The following is a 17,276-nucleotide window of genomic DNA, read 5'->3' as shown; positions in this document are numbered from 1 at the left end:
TCTATTAAAGCTTTTCAACCTTATAGCCTTGGGCTTTTAGTTTAGCGAAAATACTATCTTTACCCGCTAAGTGAGCTGTGCCGACAAGCACAAATTCCGTTGGCTCATCCTTCAGCATTTTCGTGATCTTAGGCATCCAATTATTATTGCGCTTCACAATTAAATCGTCATAGATAACAGGTGAGCTCGACGCCATTTCTTTAATAACGGTTTCGTTCAATCTATCCAAATCACCATTTTTCCAACTCAATAGCATGTCGTCCATTACCATTGGCAAAGTTTCAATTTCCTTCAAGGTATAATTGATCATGGCGTTTTCATCATCCCCACCCAAATTAACAATGAAGTCTATTTGCTCATCAATCGATTCAAACCATTCAATGCCCTTGCCGTCTTTGCTGGCTTTCGTTGCGTAAATTTTGTCAACGCCCTCTTGATCGAAACCGTTTGCCTGGTATTCCATCACAGTAATGGTCAGCGCCGTTATTGAAGGTTTTAGTGCATGAAAATTCTCAATTGGCATGCCTTTCGAGTCTAAATATTCTTTCAAGGCTGCGTAAGTTTGCTTATTTAATCGAGTTTGTAATGTACTGCCATCGCTTAATGTCATTTTTGACATCAGCTTTTGCTGGAACTCAGCGCTTTGCGCCCCCATGATATCTGTCTCAAAAATCACTTTATCTGAAGCGGCGTAGGCCTCATCATACTCCGGAGATAAAGGTAAGTTATCAGCATTTAAAATGTGAACGGTGCCACCAAAATACACGGTATTCTTACCATCACTCACTTTCCATACTGAAGCAGCCTGCAGTGACAGGGGAAGTGTTAAAATTGCCGCTAAGGCGAGTTTTTTAAATATTGTCATAAACATCCATTAGGTAGTTATCGATACAAACACATAGTATGACATTTTAGCGCCACTGAATATGTTGCCGTAAAATCCTGAAACAAATATAGTCGTGACTCATCGTCGTACTAAATTTAGTATGAGGGTAATTATTCCGCCTCCATCATATGAAAAGGAGACAAATTTGCTTCAAAAACATGTAGGTTTTGCGCTAAGTGTTATTGCTATTGGCCTCTTCGTCCCGGGCATTTTAGCGCCTATGTTTTCTTTGAATATGGAACTCGCCGTTTTTCTTTCTGGGCCAACGATTTCATCTGAATTGATTAACAAAGAGTTGTCGATAGTTGGCACGGTGCAGGAGTTGCTTCATGAAGATAGAGTTCTTGTCGCCATTCTCATATTTACATTTTCAGTGATCATTCCGCTGATGAAGACCAGTCTGATAACAAGCGTATATTTCACTCACAATATAGAGTACCAACACAAAATAAGTAAATTTGTCGCGGCAATTGGCAAATGGTCAATGGCTGACGTATTTGTTGTCGCGATTTTCTTAGCGGTGCTTTCGACTAATCACGCTCAAAGTGCCGAGGCTCATGAACTATCTTTTCTCGGCATAACTTTAGACTTTGAAGTAAGCACACAAACCATGTCGAATGTAGGAGTCGGTTTTTACTATTTCGTGGCTTATTGTCTTGTTTCTTTATTAGGCTCCCAGCTAATGCTAAGCGCCATTAACAATGAAATAAACTTAGTTAAAAACACCCACTTACGAAAAAATGTTGACAAAACACCAGAAAATGCGGTTAAAAGCATCGAAAAGGAGTAGACTAACTATCGAAAACTATAAAACCAAAGAACTTCCTTTTGGTAGCTAACGCAAAACCTTTGCCTATTAAGATTTGGAAACGTCATTGCATTTTAGCTAAAATGGCCACGATTGATTAGGAAGATTGATTGTAAGTAAGACGGGTGCAGAGTATCAAGAAATGGATGATAGAAAGCTTTATACAACGATTAATAACGCCGACATTCGACAGTTTTTAAAAAAGTCCAACTGGCAAGGCCTAGCCCTCGTCAGTGCTAACTGGGCACTTATATTATTCGCTTTTATCATTTCAGCTATTTGGCCACATTGGTTAACATATCTATGCAGTATTATTTTGCTGGCGAATAGGCAACTTGGTATCGCTATTTTGATGCATGAAGCTGCGCATTACATGCTTTTCAAAAATAAGAACCTCAACATTTGGGTTGGTAGAACTCTTTGCGGCGCACCTGTTATTGCCGACTTAGATGCATATCGCACCTATCACTTGCAACATCATAAAGACGCTGGAAGCAAAGACGACCCCGACTATCCCAATTATAAAGATTATCCAGTAACAAGAATTAGCTTTATTAGAAAACTAGCTCGAGATATTTTTGGGATTACCGGCATCAAAACTTTTTACGCCACCCTAAAAATGAATGCTGGCTTGGTAAGTTATGATTTCGTTTATAAAAATGTAGATCAAAAAAGAGGCTTATCATCTAGGCAAATAATAAAGAATTTGATCAGTGGTTTATGGCTTCCAGTCCTAAGTAATGTTGTTTTATGGCTGTGCTTATATCTTTCAGGTAATGGTAATTTGTATTTGTTATGGGTGATGTCCTATTTCACTGTGTACCCTTTATTCTTGCGTATTAGGAATGCAGCGGAACATGCAGCGGTACCAAACCTTTTAGATAAAGAACCACGCTTGCATGCCCGCACTACTCACGCAAGGTGGTGGGAGCGTCTTACGGTAGCTCCCAATTACGTGAACTATCATTTAGAACATCACCTGCGTCCCAACATTCCTTGCTATCAACTAAAGGACTTTCATCAATATCTAATTAGAATTGGCTACTATCGTGAGACTAAAATTGCCAATGGCTATTTAGACGTTATCAAGCAGTTAACTCGCCCCGCCTAGCCGGCTATTGAAGGTTAATCTTATTGTCTTTAATATCCGCTTCGATCAGCTTGCCATACTGCTTAACGCTGTCTCTTATCTCATCGGCTTTACCGACAATCACAAACTGCATATTTTCCTTTGGAAAATACTTTGCGATCACTTCTTTACTTCGCTCTAGTGTTAACATATTAACTTGTTGAGTAAAGCGATTGATAAAAGACTCGTCAAAATCATAAACAAACATCTCTGCTAACAAAAAGGCAATATCAGATGAAGTTTCGTATTTAGGAGGAAATTGACCTTTCACATAAGATTTTGCTGATTCCAAGGTTTTCTCATCAAGACCTTTTTCCCACAATTTCGAGTATGTTTTCAAGGCTAAATCAATTGCTTCTGTCGTAGTTGAGGTTTTTGTGAAAGTTGAAATCAGAAAGCTCCCACCTTCTTTATTACTGGAGAAACGACTACCTGCACCGTATGTAAGGCCGGTGTTGACTCTCAATTCATCATTCAACCAACTAGTAAACCTACCACCTAGGATTGTGTTGATAACAGAAACCGCAACATAATCTTTATTGCTTCGCTTTATACCGGGGCCGCCAATCACAAAAGTGCTTTCCGTTGCATCTGATTTATTTACTAAAAGCACATTAGCCTGACTTGGAGCGCTTAACGCTTTGCTAGGCTTAGCAGTAATTTTCTCGCCTTGCCATTCACCAAATAAGCTCTTCAATCGTTTTGCCATTTCTTTTGTTTCAATATCACCTGTAACAATCACCGCTGAATTATGGGGGCTAAACCATGTTTTATGAAATGCCTTCACATCATCTAGAGTAATACTCTGCACTGAATCAACGTTACCACTGAGTGAATTGGCATACGGATGATCCGCATATAAAAGGGCATTAAAAAACTGTCCAATCTTTGCTCTTGGACTTTCTTTTTGACGCTCTAGGCCAGCTAGGTATCGTGCCTTATCTTGCTCAAACTCCGCCTTATCAAATGCCGGAGTTAACAAGATGTCACGAAACAAAGGCATAACTGTGTCGATGTCTTTGCTAGCCAATGACGCACTTAATACACTGTATTCGAGGGCTGCACTACTGTTTGTTTCGGCACCAATGAAGTCGAGTTTCTCTTGCAGGTCTTGTCGCGTTAATGACTGAGTGCCTAGTAGCAAATTACTCGCAGTCATTTGCGCTAAACCGGCCTTGTCATCATTAATCGCTCCAGCTTTAACTATGGCCACTACATCAACTAATGGCACTTCATCCTGCTTCATTAAGTAGACTGTCAATCCATTCTTTAGAGTTAGCTTTTCATATGCAGGCAATGTAAATTCTGTAGCACTTGTGAAAGTAGCGAGAGTTAATAAGGCCGTGGAAGTAAGACCTACTATTAGTTGATTAAAGATCGTTTTCATTGCTATCCTCCTTGGCGTCCAAGATTCCTACAGTACGATTTGCTTTGCGCAGGTATTTTTTCGCTACGCGTTGAACATCTTCCTTCGTCACTTTATTAAGCGAGTTTGGTAGTTCAAATAGTGCTTTGTAATCGCCAAAATAAAATTCGTATGAACCAATGGTATTGGCTTTGCCGTTAATTGTGGCCATCTCTCTATAGAAATCGACTAATTGGCGATTTTTAACTTTTTGCAACTCTTGGTCAGTAACACCGCTTTTCATCACTTCATTTATTTGAGCAATGAGCCCTTTCTCTAAAGAGACTGCGTCCACATTCGGAGCGGCAATGGCATAAAAATAGAATAAGTTGGGATCGATTGATTCAGAGGCAAAGGCAAACACCTGTGCAGCCAATTCTTGTTTGTAGACCAACTCTTTGGATAACCTTGAAGTATCACCATCACTTAAAATACCTGCTAAGACTTGCAAGGCGTAATAGTCCTCGTGCTTGGTTTCTGGAACATGATAAGCCAGCATCACATTGGGGCTGCTGACTGATGCTTTTTGAACATACACGCGTCGCTCACCGATTTGCTCTGGTTCAACTGTGTGCACAGCTCTTGGCTCTGCTTGTGCTGGAATGGGTTCAAAATACTGTTTCGCTAGGCGCTTCACTTCATCAAGTTTAACCGCTCCAGCAATAACAACTATTGCATTGTTTGGCGCATAGTAGGTTTTGTGGAAATCCTTTAAATCTTGCAGCTTCCAGTTAGCAATATCAGACTCATGTCCAATAACGGACCAGCTATACGTGTGAGCACGAAATGCGGCTGCTTTAACTTGCTCACTCAGCATTCGATAATTTGAGTTCTCTAGCCCAGTGGAGCGCTCTGATGTAACAACGCCACGTTCACTTTCCACAACCTCAGCGTTAATATCGAGGTTCTGGATACGATCAGCTTCTAAATCGAACATTAATTCGAGTGCATCGGCGGGAAACCAATCAGTGTATACGGTCGAATTCTCTGTTGTGTAAGCGTTGTTAGAACCACCAGCGGCTTCCATAGTGCGATCAAACATCTTCGGCCCATACTTTTTTGAACCGTTAAACATCATGTGTTCGAAAAAATGCGACAAACCTGTAATTCCCGGATATTCGTTTCGTGAACCTACCTTCCAAAATAAATACATATTTGCATTTGGAATTGAATCGTCTTCAAGAACGATTATTTTCATTCCATTGTCTAAAGTAAATTGTTTAATATCTTCAGCTTTGGTTAAGGCTTGAGACTGGTTTGAAAGCAAAACGGTCGAGCAAAGTGCGTATAACAACCACTTTTTGATTCCGGGTAATTGCATTAGAAAACTCCAATTATTTCGTTAGCATACGAGCACTCGCTTGTGCTGCGCGCGAATAGTAAAGAGTCCCCAGGAATTAAACAATCTATGCTTTGTTAACAAATGTAACATCATTAAGTTCCCTTCAAATACCGTCGATTATTGAAAGTGAATAAACCTTTCAAAAGCAGACACAATTTATGCATCAAACCAACTTTAGTACAGCTGTGTAGCTCGCAAAGCAATGCTAATGTAGACCTTCGTAGAGCGCAGTATCATGTGCCGCGATAATTTGCATAGCTTCAGTTTAAGGAACCAAGGATTGGTTTCTTAAGCTGTATGGAAGCATGCTTATAGAATCAATTACTTTAAATAATTTAAGGATGAATTAAATATGAAAAATTTGACTGATGCAGAACAAAAGATGATTAGCGGCGGGAATCCTCTAGCAGGCTTCTTATGGACTTATTTGGGTGAAAAGTTAGTTGAAGCAGCCCTTGAGGCTGCGTCGGAGGTAGATGATATGTACCAAAATCCTGATATGCGCCTGCCGTACAATCGACTTTAAGCAAAGTGTGCGCTTATAAAAATGTAAAGGCCCTCGAACGGGCCTTGTTTCTTTAAAATCTTATCTAAATTTTAGGCCTCAACCTAATCAACGAAGGCTTAGACTAAACTTAACATTGGAGCAATTAATGAAAAGGTCTCACTTTGGTTTATTGGCGTTTACTTTTCTACTATTGAGCATCTGCTCATTGTTTGTTATTCATAGCAATTTTGTAACAGGCTTAGCTTGGAATATTGTTCCGCAATGCCTGATACTATTATTTTTTATTAGTTGTATTGCTTATGTCTACCCTAACATCTCTAACAAAGGCTTTGTCATATATAGTACTTCAATGATGCTAGCATGCTTAACGAATCAATTAAGCGAGTTTTGGTCTTCGACAAGTCTTTTAGTAGTAGCGTTTATGTCGGCTCTTTTCGTAACTGGACTTAGCAACTATGTTTACTTTAAATTTGCCAACAGACTTTAAGTCATCAGGAAACATCTGTGATTAAGTTGTCGGTTGACAATAAAAATGAAGAAAAAAAAAGGAAAATGACAACCCACCGTAAACTTAAGCGATACAAAGATGGCGCCTCTAACTCACTAAAAAACACACTAATATCTAAAATAATAACACTGTTTCATTGACATGTTGTTGCTCACATAATAGTGTTTTTAGCGGCAATAGGATTTGCCGATTTTTTTAACATGTAATTTAAACAGGAGTTTAATTAGATGAGACTTAGAAATAAAACTAAACTTTTTGCTTGTATGGCGGTTATGGGGATGGCATTCGCCGCACCTAGCTTCGCTGGGACCGTTTGTAGTACAAGTGTTATGACTCAAGAAGGTAGCATTGACGCGAATGATTCGCTTATGTATGCGATGGAAAGCTTTATCTTGAGTAAGGACTTTGACCCTTCGTTACCATACAAGGTGACGAGCGAGAAAAGTCAGTGTAGTAAATTGAATAAAGCCCAACAATCTAAATCTACATACAAAAACACTCTAAACGGTATTCCACTGCCAGACCCTAATCCTTCTGAAGGTGATACAAGAACTGTCACTCGAACAAGACCCGATGGAACTAGATCCTGGGCTTACACATATACTGATGGTGCGTGGGTGTTGACCGGATGGAGCTTCACTCCAAAAGCTCATGAAGAATCAGATATAGAACAATAAACTTCAAATCAGTTAATAATTTTGAATTTCAAAGGTCGCTAATAGCGGCTTTTTTTAACTGTAAATATTGGCTTCAATGGCGTAAATACCGCTTTAATTTTTCGCATACATATTCCAAAAAACATTGAATACTAACTAACTAACGCTACCAAATATTGTAAATCAATAAATTGTTAGATAGTTTGTTAACAAATTTTCTTTTGGACCAACATTGGTTGATTCGTCGGATTTAATTGGTCACACGTGCTTTACGAATGAACGACTACTAAACAGGATCGAACAAAAAAGGACTGAAATAAACTGCTGGTACTAAATTAAATTGTTAGAAAGATCGGTGTTTCGGAGATTGATTAATTACTTGGATGAGTTATTTTTGTGGGGATGTTTTTAAATGCAGAAATAACGAGGCGATGCAGACGCATCACCTCATAAGAAACTTAGATTGTTTCAACGTTTGCAGCTTGCAAACCTTTTTGGCCTTCTTCTACTTCGAAAGACACTTTTTGGCCTTCTGGAAGAGTTTTATAACCTTCAGCAACGATTGCTCTAAAATGAACAAAAACGTCTTTGCCGCCATTGTCCTGAGTAAGAAAACCATAACCTTTATCGGCGTTGAACCACTTAACTGTGCCTGTAACTTTAGACATGTAAACCTCAAATATATATAAATTTAACCGCGCAAATAGCTGCGCATTTCGAATTTCTGGCAAGATGACTTACTGAGATTTTACTTACAAATGGAAAAACGTCTAACTGATGGTCACGGACGTGAACAAAGAGGTTTATAGCACTTACAGTAACAAACTAAATAACATTGTCTTTTCAGAAACGACGCTAGTGTAGCACAAAAAATGCCATTGCAAATTATTATTCGTTGAAATTGCTAAATAAACGAACAAAAATCAACATTGGCATTCGTATAAAATTCGTACAAAGCGTTACGGACGTAGCGCTTTGTCCCCTCTTGCCAATCCACAAACACCAGTGCGCGCAGACTCAATAATATCCGCGCATTGCGACATTACATCTTCAAAAGCACAAAGCTTGTCGCTCGTGCCTGTAATTTCGATGGTGTAATTATTAGAATTGACATCGAGTATGCGGGCGCGAAAAATGTCAACGTTTCGCTTCACTTCTGCTCGAGACAATTCCGTTCTTGTTGCAACCTTAATTAACATCAACTCACGCTCGATATGCGGTCCTTCGGTTAACTCCGCCACTTTCAAAACGTCAATTAACTTATTCACCTGCTTTGTGATTTGCTCAATAACTTTATCATTACCCTGGGTAATGATCGTCAAGCGAGATAAGCTTTCGTCATCTGTTGGTGCAACACACAATGAGTCCACGTTAAAGCCTCGTTGAGAAAAAACACCTACAATTCTTGATAGTGCACCTGGTGCGTTTTCCATTAGTACTGAAATAATTCGTCTCATTATGTACGCTCCGTTTTACTCAAGCGCATGTCGTCCATGGCACCGTACTTAATTTGCATTGGATATACGTGTTCACTTTGGTCCACCATGATATCCATAAAAACAAGGCCTTCTGTTGCAAAACAACGCGCCATTGCATCATCTAACTCGTCCAAGTTATCAACTTTAATGCCTGTGTGGCCATAAGCTTCAGCTAGAGCTACAAAATCGGGCATTGAATCCATATAAGAATGTGAATGACGTCCTTTATAATTCATATCCTGCCACTGACGCACCATACCTAATGCGCGATTATTTAAGGAAATAATTTTTATAGGCAAGCCATATTGTAAACAGGTCGACAACTCTTGAATATTCATCTGAATACTACCATCGCCAGTAACCACAACAGATACGGCATCAGGGTGTGCGAACTGCACGCCCATTGCTGCTGGAAGACCAAAGCCCATAGTTCCCAGTCCACCTGAGTTAATCCAGCGTCTTGGTTTTGCAAATGGATAGTATAAAGCGGCAAACATTTGGTGCTGGCCAACATCCGAGCTTACATAAGCATCACCTTTCGTGTGCTCATACAAAGATTGAATAACTTTCTGTGGCTTAATGACTTGGCTTGATTGATCAAACGCCAAGCAGTTTTTGCCACGCCATTCTTCAATTTGCTCCCACCAATCAGCTAACTTTTCTTCCTGAGCAGTGAAGTCTGCATTAGCGAGTAAATCAAGTATCTGTAGAAGCACTCTGTCAACTGAACCCACGACTGGAATATGCGCATTCACAATTTTAGAGATTGAAGCGGGGTCGATATCAACGTGAATAATATCAGCGTGAGGACAAAATTTATCAACGTTATTGGTTACCCGATCATCAAAACGAGCACCCAAAGCGATAATACAATCTGAATTGTGCATGGTTTTGTTAGCTTCAAGCGTTCCATGCATGCCCAACATCCCAACAAACTGTGGATGCACGGATGGGAAAGCACCTAAGCCCATCAAAGTACTACAAACTGGCGCCTTTAAAAGCTCAGCTAGTTGTGTCACATATGGGGCGGCTTCTGCTGCGATTGCACCACCACCCACGTAAAGAACAGGGCGTTGTGCTTTTAACATCGACGCGACTGCTTTTTTAATCTGCTTATTATGACCTTTCGTCGTAGGATTATATGAACGCATTGAAACGTCACTTGGAAAAACGTAAGGGTGCGAATCTTGAACATTCACTATGTCTTTTGGAAGATCAACAACAACAGGACCTGGACGGCCTGTATTGGCTATATAGAAAGCCTTGGCAATCGCCATTGGGATGTCTTCAGCTTTTTTGACTAAAAAGCTATGTTTAACGACGGGTCGAGATACTCCAACCATGTCACACTCTTGGAAAGCATCCTCGCCTATATGCATTGAAGGTACTTGCCCTGACAAGACTACCATTGGAATAGAATCCATGAATGCGGTTGCAATGCCAGTGATAGTGTTTGTAGCACCCGGACCTGAAGTAACTAGAACAGCACCCGTTTTCCCGGTTGCGCGAGCGTAGCCATCAGCCATATGTGCCGCGGCTTGCTCGTGGCGCACTAGGACGTGCTTGATATCTTCTTGAGCATAAAGGGCATCATATATATCGAGTACCGCCCCGCCCGGATAACCGAACAAGTGCGTTACACCCACATCTTTTAGCGCCTCTACCACCATAGCGGCGCCAGACATCATCTTCACAGGACTCTCTCCTTAACTGTTTTATCATAAAATACGAGCTTATAGCTGGAATATAGCCCAGCACAAACAAAGATAAAACCCAAAAGTGAGAAAAAGTGAAATTATCATCCTAATATGCGTAATAAATAGGATGAATATACCAACGAAGAATGTTAATAGCTTGTAAACAGGATGTGCAGCCTAATTAATCATCCAAATCAATATCTATATCATCATCTACGTCATTTACTAAATCGTCATCTAATCGGCTATCGCTTGACGCTTTTTTCGTACCATGAATACTTGCATATTTTGGTCGATTTATACGATTTTGATATTTTAACCAAGCGCGCTCAGCGATTGTATCAGGTTGCTTTCGTCCAAACGCAGCATCGATGAAGCCTTGTTCCTCTTCACTTGAAGGGGCTAAATGACCATCGACGAGCGCGGCAATTAAACAGCCATATCGTGATAATGCTTGACTCTCAGCGATAGAAAAATCGCCAGAGCGGGAAAAACCATAAGGATAATGTTTAGGATCGCTAAACATACGTTTTAAAAGTGATTCGCTATTCATGTTTAACACAAGAAATTGCTCCCCGAAATGAGACCAAAAAACAATGGGACTTGCTTACAGGAGGCATTAGTAATCTGAACTTGAGGTGATGTCAATAGCTAATTTTAATATCATTATAAAAAGCAACATTTCGTTGCTTTTATACTAGTAAAAATACTGTCCGGGCCGGTTATTTATGGTTTTTATCCACCCATGCCCAATGCATTTCAGCAATAACTGGCTCATTTCCGCTTTCATCAGTTACTTTTACATCAACAAGAAAGTCGCCTTTAGGCTCTGTTTGTAGTTTATGAATCTGTTCATCACTCAAGCTCGCCACAGCTTGCATATCACCATACGCTCTTTTTACGTATTTAAGATTCATGCTCTTTATTAACGGCAAGCGATCACTTGGTAAATTTATGCCGACGACAAAGCCAGTTGCCGATTCAGCGATCAGCGCCATTGCCGCTGCATGCACGGAGCCAATGTGGTTTTGTACTTTTGTCCTATTTTTAATGAAAAAAGTAACGCTTTTCAAATCCGTTTCTTTTATGTCAATTTTGCATGTTCCGACGAGTTTAACTTTATACCTGAACACCCACGTAAGTATTTTAAAACGCACAAAAAGCGGCGCTTTCATCACTTTATCAACAAAAGTTCTTAATGGGTTTACAGAAGACATATTAATTTCCGCGTTTAGTTAAATTATATATTAATGAGGGAGGTCGAAGTCTAACAGTAGAGCAGTTTTAGTTTAAGCTCAAATGTGCCTGAGGATATAGAATGAGATAGTAGAAACAAAAAAAGCACAGTAAAAACTGTGCTTTTTTTTGAATTTGGAGCGGGAAACGAGATTCGAACTCGCGACCCCGACCTTGGCAAGGTCGTGCTCTACCAGCTGAGCTATTCCCGCAATCTGGAGGCGCATTCTACAAAAATATCGCCACAGTGCAAGCTTATTTTCCAATTATTTTCAAAATAAGCCTCAAGCGCTTAAATCTTAAACACATTCTCACGATAGAACTTCATCTCGTCAATTGACTCGATAATATCATCTAGTGCCAAATGGACTCCCCGCTTTTTGAAGCCTGTTAGAATCTCTGGTTTCCACCTAGCTGTTAGCTCTTTTATGGTACTCACATCGATACTGCGGTAGTGAAAATATTCCTCTAACTCTGGCATGTATTTAACAAGGAATCGTCTATCCTGACCAATGGTATTTCCGCAAAGGGGTGACTTTCCTTTTGGTACATACTTCTCTAAGAACTTAATTGTTTCTTTAGTTGCTGCATCTACGTCGTATTCACTGGCTCTGCAGCGGTCCGTTAAGCCCGTTGCACCATGTGTTTTTATGCACCACTCGTCCATATTATCGAGCACATCATCTGGCTGGTATACTGCGATAACAGGACCTTGCGCCAAAATATTAAGTTCTTTATCAGTGACGATAGTTGCAATCTCCATCACAACGCAAGTTTCAGGATCTAGCCCTGTCATTTCCATATCGATCCAAACTAAGTTTGAGTCATTTAGTACTTCGTTCCCCGCCATGATTACCCCAGCTGTTAAATATCATGAAAATTATAGCTAAAAAAGGTAACATGCGTTTAAGAATTTCGCCAACAAGTATTCAATACACAAGGTTCACGTGGCTAAAAAACCTAAATTATCTGATCGCCAAAAACGACAGGTCAAAGATAACCGTACAAAACGCTTAGCAAGTAAACAAGTTGTGCACAGTGATGAGCATTTAGGTGCCGAGTTAAAAGGTCGCGTCATTGGCCGCTTTGGAAAACACGCAAACGTAGAATCCATTGAAGATGGCAGCGTTCACAAATGTCATATTCGACGCACAGTAAACTCTGTTGTTTGTGGTGATAACGTTTTATTTCGTCCATCACAATCCGACGACTCACGAGACCGCGGTGTGATTGAAGTCGTTTTGGACCGAGTTACCACACTAACTCGCCCAGACTTTTACGATGGGGTAAAACCGATTGCGGCGAACATTGATCAAATCATCGTAGTAAACGCCATTGTTCCTCAACTCTCCGCACATATCATAGACAGGTATTTAGTTGCTTGCGAAGACGTCGGCATACCGCCGGTGATTGTGATAAACAAGATGGAACTACTCAGTAACGAAGATCGTGAATACGTAAAAGAAGTTGTCGAGATCTACGAGGAAATTGGCTACACAGTAATTTACATGAGCTGTGTTACTCAAGAAGGTGTTCTTGAACTGTCTGGCTTGTTAAAAGATAAGATTAGTGTTTTTGTTGGTCAAAGTGGTGTTGGTAAATCAAGCATTATTAACCAACTTCTTCCGGATGCCGAAGAGGTAGTTGGTGATATATCTAAAAACTCAGGTCTTGGTCAGCACACCACGACTGCAGCTAAACTCTTACACTTCGAACAAGGTGGTGACTTAATTGATTCTCCTGGTGTCAGAGAGTTTGGTCTTTGGCATTTACCGGTCGAAAAAGTTACCTCAGGCTTTATAGAGTTTCGTGATTATATTGGTGGCTGCAAATTTACTGATTGCAAACATGGCACTGATCCAGGTTGTTTAATCAGACAAGCCGTTATGGAAGGGAAAATCACCGAGGATCGTTACGAGAGCTACCATAAAATTGTAGATTCCCTTGAAGAAAACCGACCCGCTTATTCGAAAGGGTAATTTCACATAAGAACTTAATTCCTCATTCTTTTATTCTTTGTTGTACAATGAGCGCGAATAAATTATGGAGAGAATCCAGTGTTAGATTGGTTTAAAGTTCGCGTTCAATACATACTTCCAAAACACCTGCTATCTAGAATGGTCGGTTGGCTTGCGGCCGCTGAAGCAGGCTTTGTTACTCAGTTTTTGATCAAGATATTCGTAAAAGCATTTAAAGTAGATATGTCAGAAGCGAAACACTCTGACCCCAGCTACTACAGAACATTTAATGCATTTTTCACACGCGAACTAAAAGATGACATTCGTCCAATCGAAGATGATGAGAAGCAACTTTGTCATTCCGTCGATGGCCGTGTTAGTCAATTCGGAAAAATTATTGGCGATGATATTTTTCAAGCCAAGGGTCACAACTACAGTTTAACAACTCTATTAGGTGGCAAACCTGAACTCGCAAATGTTTTCAAAGGCGGCGACTTTGCTACCATTTATCTATCTCCGAAAGATTACCATCGTATTCACATGCCTATCGATGGCAAACTTACAGACATGCTGCATGTACCCGGTGAATTGTTCTCAGTTAATCCATTAACCGCTGCAAACGTTCCAGGCTTATTTGCTCGTAATGAACGAGTTGTCACTATCTTTGATACGCCCGTTGGTAAAGTTGCAATTGTGCTTGTAGGAGCAACAATCGTTGCTAGCATCGAGACAGTTTGGGCAGGTAACATTACACCACCTGCAGGCAAAACGGTGCAGCACTGGCAGTATGAAGACCAAGAAATTACTTTGAACAAAGGTGAAGAGATGGGTCGCTTTAAGCTAGGTTCGACAATTGTTGTTTGCTTTGAACCAAATGCTGTTGAATTTACAGATCTTCAAGCCGGAATGGTGACTCGTTTGGGTGAAGCATTTGCATCAATTAAAGAAGATGAAGACAACTCTAGCGACGCTAAGTAATCTTGATGGATCCAGTCAAAAAAAGCCTAATATCATTGCATATTACAGTAATGTTATTAGGCGGCACTGCCCTGTTCTCTCAGCTAATCCCATTAGATTCAATTGATATCACCTTCGGGCGTTCCTTTTTCGCCTGTTTATTGCTTTTTGCGGTTGCAGCGTTCTCGGGTGAAGGCTTACGTTTAAATTCGAATAAAGACTATTTCATTGCATTCGGTCTAGGCATTATCATGGCGGTACATTGGGTTAGCTATTTTATGGCAATGCAATTATCGAGTGTATCTGTTGGTATTATTGCTCTATTTACCTTCCCAGTAATCACCGTTTTTCTTGAGCCTTATTTCGAGAAAACCTGTGTCCTGTGGCAAGACATTGTTAGCGCACTAGTAGTATTACTTGGTATAGCTTTGATCGTACCTGATGTCTCTTTAGATAACGACGTAACCCTTGGCGTTATTGTGGGTATCTTATCTGCATTTCTTTATGCTATTAGAAATTTGTGGCATCGCAATTACTTTTCTCATTATAGCGGCGCGAAAGCCATGGCTTGGCAAACGCTAATTATTTGCCCTACCCTTGTTTTCTTCGTTTCTGATGACTTAGTTCTGATTGATACTAATACCCTTTGGTTACTTGTTGCGCTCGGTACCTTTTTTACTGCTGTGCCCCACGCGATGGTCGCAAGTTCACTCAAGCATTTGCGAGCAAAAACCTTTTCCTTAGTTGCCTGTATGCAACCATTTTATGCCATTCTATTTGCTATCATTTTGATTAATGAACAGCCTACTTGGCAAACTTTAGTAGGCGGGCTACTGGTAATTTCGGCGGCAGTATACGAAACTATCAACACGCATAGAGAAAACCAAAAAGTTAAACAATGCTCGTAATTGCTCATCGTGGGTTCAGTAGCCAATACACAGAAAATACTCTTGTTGCTTTCAGTCGTGCTTTAGAGCTTGAAGTAGATGCAATCGAGCTTGATATCCATCAGGTAGGCAATGAGTTTTTAGTCTTCCACGACCCCTATGTCAACAAATTAACTAACGGCGAAGGTCGTATTTTCGACATGACCTTCGATCAGGCGCGTCTACTTCAAGTGAAAGGCGAAGAGCAGATTCCAACCTTAAATGAAGTTGCCTCTCTGATAGGTGATAAAGCAATACTCAACATTGAAGTTAAAACACTGATATCAGTAAAAGACTTTGTAAGCTATGCTAAAAACCTGATGAAAGCATACCGTTGCAAGGTCGTTGTTTCTTCTTTCGACCATCCACTGTTAATGGCTATCAAATATAGTTTCACTGATTTTGCTGAGACTGAGGCACAGGCAGATGAAGTTTATCCTATAGAATTTGCGGGTTTAATTGCTCATGCGCCCTTCGACCATGCAAAGTTTGCTAGTAGTTTAGGTGTTTCCATAGCCGCAACAGATTGGAATACTGTGAATGCCGACTTCGTGGAAGACGCTCATAAACGAGACCTTAAGGTGTGGTGTTACACCGTAAACCACCAAGAAACTTTACTAGAGCTGCAGGCAATGGGCGTTGATGGTATTTTTACTGATCGCCCTGACTGGGCACGAAAACTTCTTAATCAATAGTAATTCATTTAGCTCAAATCACTTATTAACTATGCGAGCTAGCTTAATTTTCTAAGCACTGATTCGCTGCCAATGGTGAAGCTAAAGACACACTAGGATCCCAAATTCTATCCCAAATCAATGCGACCTTACTCATGTCAGGTCGCATCGTAATCTTCTCAAAGCTTCCACTTTGTACTCCAGAATCGTTTTTTTCACCAACAACGAAATTAAATGCATAGCTGCACTCTACACCCATTCGCAGATCTGAAAGAATCACTTTGTTTTCGTTCTGCCTTATAGAGTAAAAGCCTTTTGTAAACCACTGTAAGCGCTCTACTCCCCAAACATTACTGATGCCTTCAAGTAGTTCGGGATAGCTTTTATAGGCCGTTAAGCTTAGCTCGGTAGACTCATCAAAAACTGAAGCATAGCCTTCATAATATTGATTATCAGACATAACAACAATTCGCCACAACAATGTATTCAGTGGTGCTGGCGTACTTACATATTTAGCGTCGTTAATGCCGCGCTCAAGTAATGCCGTATCTACTTTATGATCAATAAGTACTTTGGCAATTAAAGACCAAACAATATAAGCGCTGCTCAGTACTAAACCAAACCCATTAATCTGGCTTCTTCTCGCTAAACTTATTTTAGGCATAAGTGTGAAGCCTACACCAACTAACAATGGCAAGGTATATAAGGGGTCGATAATAAAAAGATTGGACACACCAACAGGATATTCCGTAAGTGGCCACATGAGCTGAGTCCCATAAACGGTAAAACTATCGAGAATTGCATGAGTTGATAAACATAAAAACACCAGACAAAACCAGCGTGTACGATATTGCCGAGTTTGAGTGTGTATTTTCAGGATCAACCAAGTGATAAATGGGCTAGCGAGAAGATGGACGAAAAGGGAGTGGCTAAAGCCTCGGTGATAAGTGAAGGCCTCGACCTCACCACCATAAGGTAAGAAGACATCTAGATCAGGCAAAGTACCCAATACTGCACCCCAGACAACGGCTTTACGACCAACCTGCTGTCCTAGAACTGCATAGGCAACAGCTCCGCCTAGAGCGACCTGAGTTAAAGAATCCATTTT

18 protein-coding genes and 1 tRNA gene are annotated in these 17,276 nt (G+C 40.4%); 8 read left to right on the top strand and 11 right to left on the bottom strand.

Features of this window, described 5'->3' with window-relative positions; translation table 11 throughout:
• Positions 1-4 precede the first annotated feature (4 nt).
• Positions 5-865 carry a TraB/GumN family protein gene (locus tag ACKLNX_RS07915; RefSeq protein ID WP_412971920.1) on the bottom strand — a complete coding sequence of 287 codons (861 nt, stop codon included), beginning with the start codon at positions 863-865 and terminating at the stop codon, positions 5-7.
• A 166-nt stretch (positions 866-1,031) separates the two neighbouring features.
• Between ACKLNX_RS07915 and ACKLNX_RS07910 the strand changes: the two genes are divergently transcribed.
• Together ACKLNX_RS07910 and ACKLNX_RS07905 are read left to right on the top strand one after the other, a co-directional pair.
• Complete coding sequence (locus ACKLNX_RS07910) at positions 1,032-1,676, top strand: paraquat-inducible protein A (RefSeq protein WP_412971919.1); 645 nt, start codon at positions 1,032-1,034, stop codon at positions 1,674-1,676.
• A 124-nt stretch (positions 1,677-1,800) separates the two neighbouring features.
• A complete protein-coding gene (locus ACKLNX_RS07905) occupies positions 1,801-2,805 on the top strand; it encodes a fatty acid desaturase family protein (protein ID WP_412971918.1) in 1,005 nt (334 codons plus the stop codon).
• A 4-nt stretch (positions 2,806-2,809) separates the two neighbouring features.
• Here ACKLNX_RS07905 and ACKLNX_RS07900 read toward each other — a convergent pair whose 3' ends face one another.
• Together ACKLNX_RS07900 and ACKLNX_RS07895 are read right to left on the bottom strand one after the other, a co-directional pair.
• Positions 2,810-4,210 carry a M16 family metallopeptidase gene (locus tag ACKLNX_RS07900; RefSeq protein WP_412971917.1) on the bottom strand — a complete coding sequence of 467 codons (1,401 nt, stop codon included), beginning with the start codon at positions 4,208-4,210 and terminating at the stop codon, positions 2,810-2,812.
• Complete coding sequence (locus tag ACKLNX_RS07895) at positions 4,194-5,549, bottom strand: M16 family metallopeptidase (protein WP_412971916.1); 1,356 nt, start codon at positions 5,547-5,549, stop codon at positions 4,194-4,196. Before ACKLNX_RS07895 ends, ACKLNX_RS07900 begins: the two co-directional genes overlap by 17 nt.
• Before the next feature lie 373 nt (positions 5,550-5,922).
• Here ACKLNX_RS07895 and ACKLNX_RS07890 point away from each other — a divergent pair, with 373 nt between their 5' ends.
• Positions 5,923-6,096 (top strand): hypothetical protein, encoded by a 174-nt coding sequence (locus ACKLNX_RS07890; protein ID WP_411693374.1) that lies wholly within the window; start codon positions 5,923-5,925, stop codon positions 6,094-6,096.
• A 717-nt stretch (positions 6,097-6,813) separates the two neighbouring features.
• On the top strand, positions 6,814-7,263 hold the full coding sequence (locus ACKLNX_RS07885) for a hypothetical protein (RefSeq protein ID WP_412971915.1): 450 nt from the start codon (positions 6,814-6,816) through the stop codon (positions 7,261-7,263).
• 437 nt (positions 7,264-7,700) lie between these two features.
• On the opposite strand, the gene ACKLNX_RS07880 is transcribed toward ACKLNX_RS07885, so the two are convergent.
• The 7 genes from ACKLNX_RS07880 to orn all read right to left on the bottom strand — a co-directional run bounded on the left by ACKLNX_RS07880 (position 7,701) and on the right by orn (position 12,503).
• Positions 7,701-7,910: a cold-shock protein gene (locus ACKLNX_RS07880; RefSeq protein WP_006009840.1), complete on the bottom strand. Its 210-nt coding sequence runs from the start codon at positions 7,908-7,910 to the stop codon at positions 7,701-7,703.
• A gap of 291 nt (positions 7,911-8,201) precedes the next feature.
• Entirely contained in the window at positions 8,202-8,699 is a 498-nt protein-coding gene (gene ilvN, locus ACKLNX_RS07875; RefSeq protein ID WP_411693376.1) for an acetolactate synthase small subunit, read from the bottom strand.
• Positions 8,699-10,414 (bottom strand): acetolactate synthase 3 large subunit, encoded by a 1,716-nt coding sequence (locus tag ACKLNX_RS07870; protein WP_411693377.1) that lies wholly within the window; start codon positions 10,412-10,414, stop codon positions 8,699-8,701. Before ACKLNX_RS07870 ends, ilvN begins: the two co-directional genes overlap by 1 nt.
• A 184-nt stretch (positions 10,415-10,598) precedes the next feature.
• Positions 10,599-10,979, bottom strand: a complete 381-nt coding sequence (maoP, locus tag ACKLNX_RS07865; protein WP_412971914.1) for a DUF413 domain-containing protein — start codon at positions 10,977-10,979, stop codon at positions 10,599-10,601.
• Between the two features lie 160 nt (positions 10,980-11,139).
• The gene (locus ACKLNX_RS07860; protein WP_412971913.1) at positions 11,140-11,634 is read right to left on the bottom strand and encodes a DUF4442 domain-containing protein; all 495 of its coding nucleotides are present in this window, start codon (positions 11,632-11,634) and stop codon (positions 11,140-11,142) included.
• A gap of 155 nt (positions 11,635-11,789) precedes the next feature.
• Positions 11,790-11,865: transfer RNA gene (locus tag ACKLNX_RS07855), tRNA-Gly, on the bottom strand.
• An 80-nt stretch (positions 11,866-11,945) separates the two neighbouring features.
• Complete coding sequence (gene orn, locus ACKLNX_RS07850; protein WP_412971912.1) at positions 11,946-12,503, bottom strand: oligoribonuclease; 558 nt, start codon at positions 12,501-12,503, stop codon at positions 11,946-11,948.
• A gap of 97 nt (positions 12,504-12,600) precedes the next feature.
• Here orn and rsgA point away from each other — a divergent pair, with 97 nt between their 5' ends.
• The 4 genes from rsgA to ACKLNX_RS07830 all read left to right on the top strand — a co-directional run bounded on the left by rsgA (position 12,601) and on the right by ACKLNX_RS07830 (position 16,189).
• The gene (rsgA, locus tag ACKLNX_RS07845) at positions 12,601-13,632 is read left to right on the top strand and encodes a small ribosomal subunit biogenesis GTPase RsgA (RefSeq protein ID WP_412971911.1); all 1,032 of its coding nucleotides are present in this window, start codon (positions 12,601-12,603) and stop codon (positions 13,630-13,632) included.
• A 78-nt stretch (positions 13,633-13,710) separates the two neighbouring features.
• Positions 13,711-14,589 (top strand): archaetidylserine decarboxylase, encoded by an 879-nt coding sequence (asd, locus tag ACKLNX_RS07840; protein WP_411693382.1) that lies wholly within the window; start codon positions 13,711-13,713, stop codon positions 14,587-14,589.
• 5 nt (positions 14,590-14,594) lie between these two features.
• Positions 14,595-15,476, top strand: a complete 882-nt coding sequence (locus ACKLNX_RS07835; RefSeq protein ID WP_412971910.1) for a DMT family transporter — start codon at positions 14,595-14,597, stop codon at positions 15,474-15,476.
• A complete protein-coding gene (locus ACKLNX_RS07830; protein WP_412971909.1) occupies positions 15,467-16,189 on the top strand; it encodes a glycerophosphodiester phosphodiesterase in 723 nt (240 codons plus the stop codon). The genes ACKLNX_RS07835 and ACKLNX_RS07830 overlap by 10 nt, the downstream gene beginning before the upstream one ends.
• A gap of 43 nt (positions 16,190-16,232) precedes the next feature.
• Here the strand turns inward: ACKLNX_RS07830 and ACKLNX_RS07825 are convergent, their stop codons facing one another.
• On the bottom strand, positions 16,233-17,273 hold the full coding sequence (locus ACKLNX_RS07825) for a metal-dependent hydrolase (protein WP_412971908.1): 1,041 nt from the start codon (positions 17,271-17,273) through the stop codon (positions 16,233-16,235).
• Between the last annotated feature and the right edge of the window lie 3 nt (positions 17,274-17,276).

This window comes from Glaciecola sp. MF2-115, from assembly GCF_047250385.1.
Lineage (GTDB): Bacteria > Pseudomonadota > Gammaproteobacteria > Enterobacterales > Alteromonadaceae > Glaciecola.
Note: the sequence above shows the minus strand (reverse complement) of the source record. Positions and strands in the feature narration are given on the sequence as shown.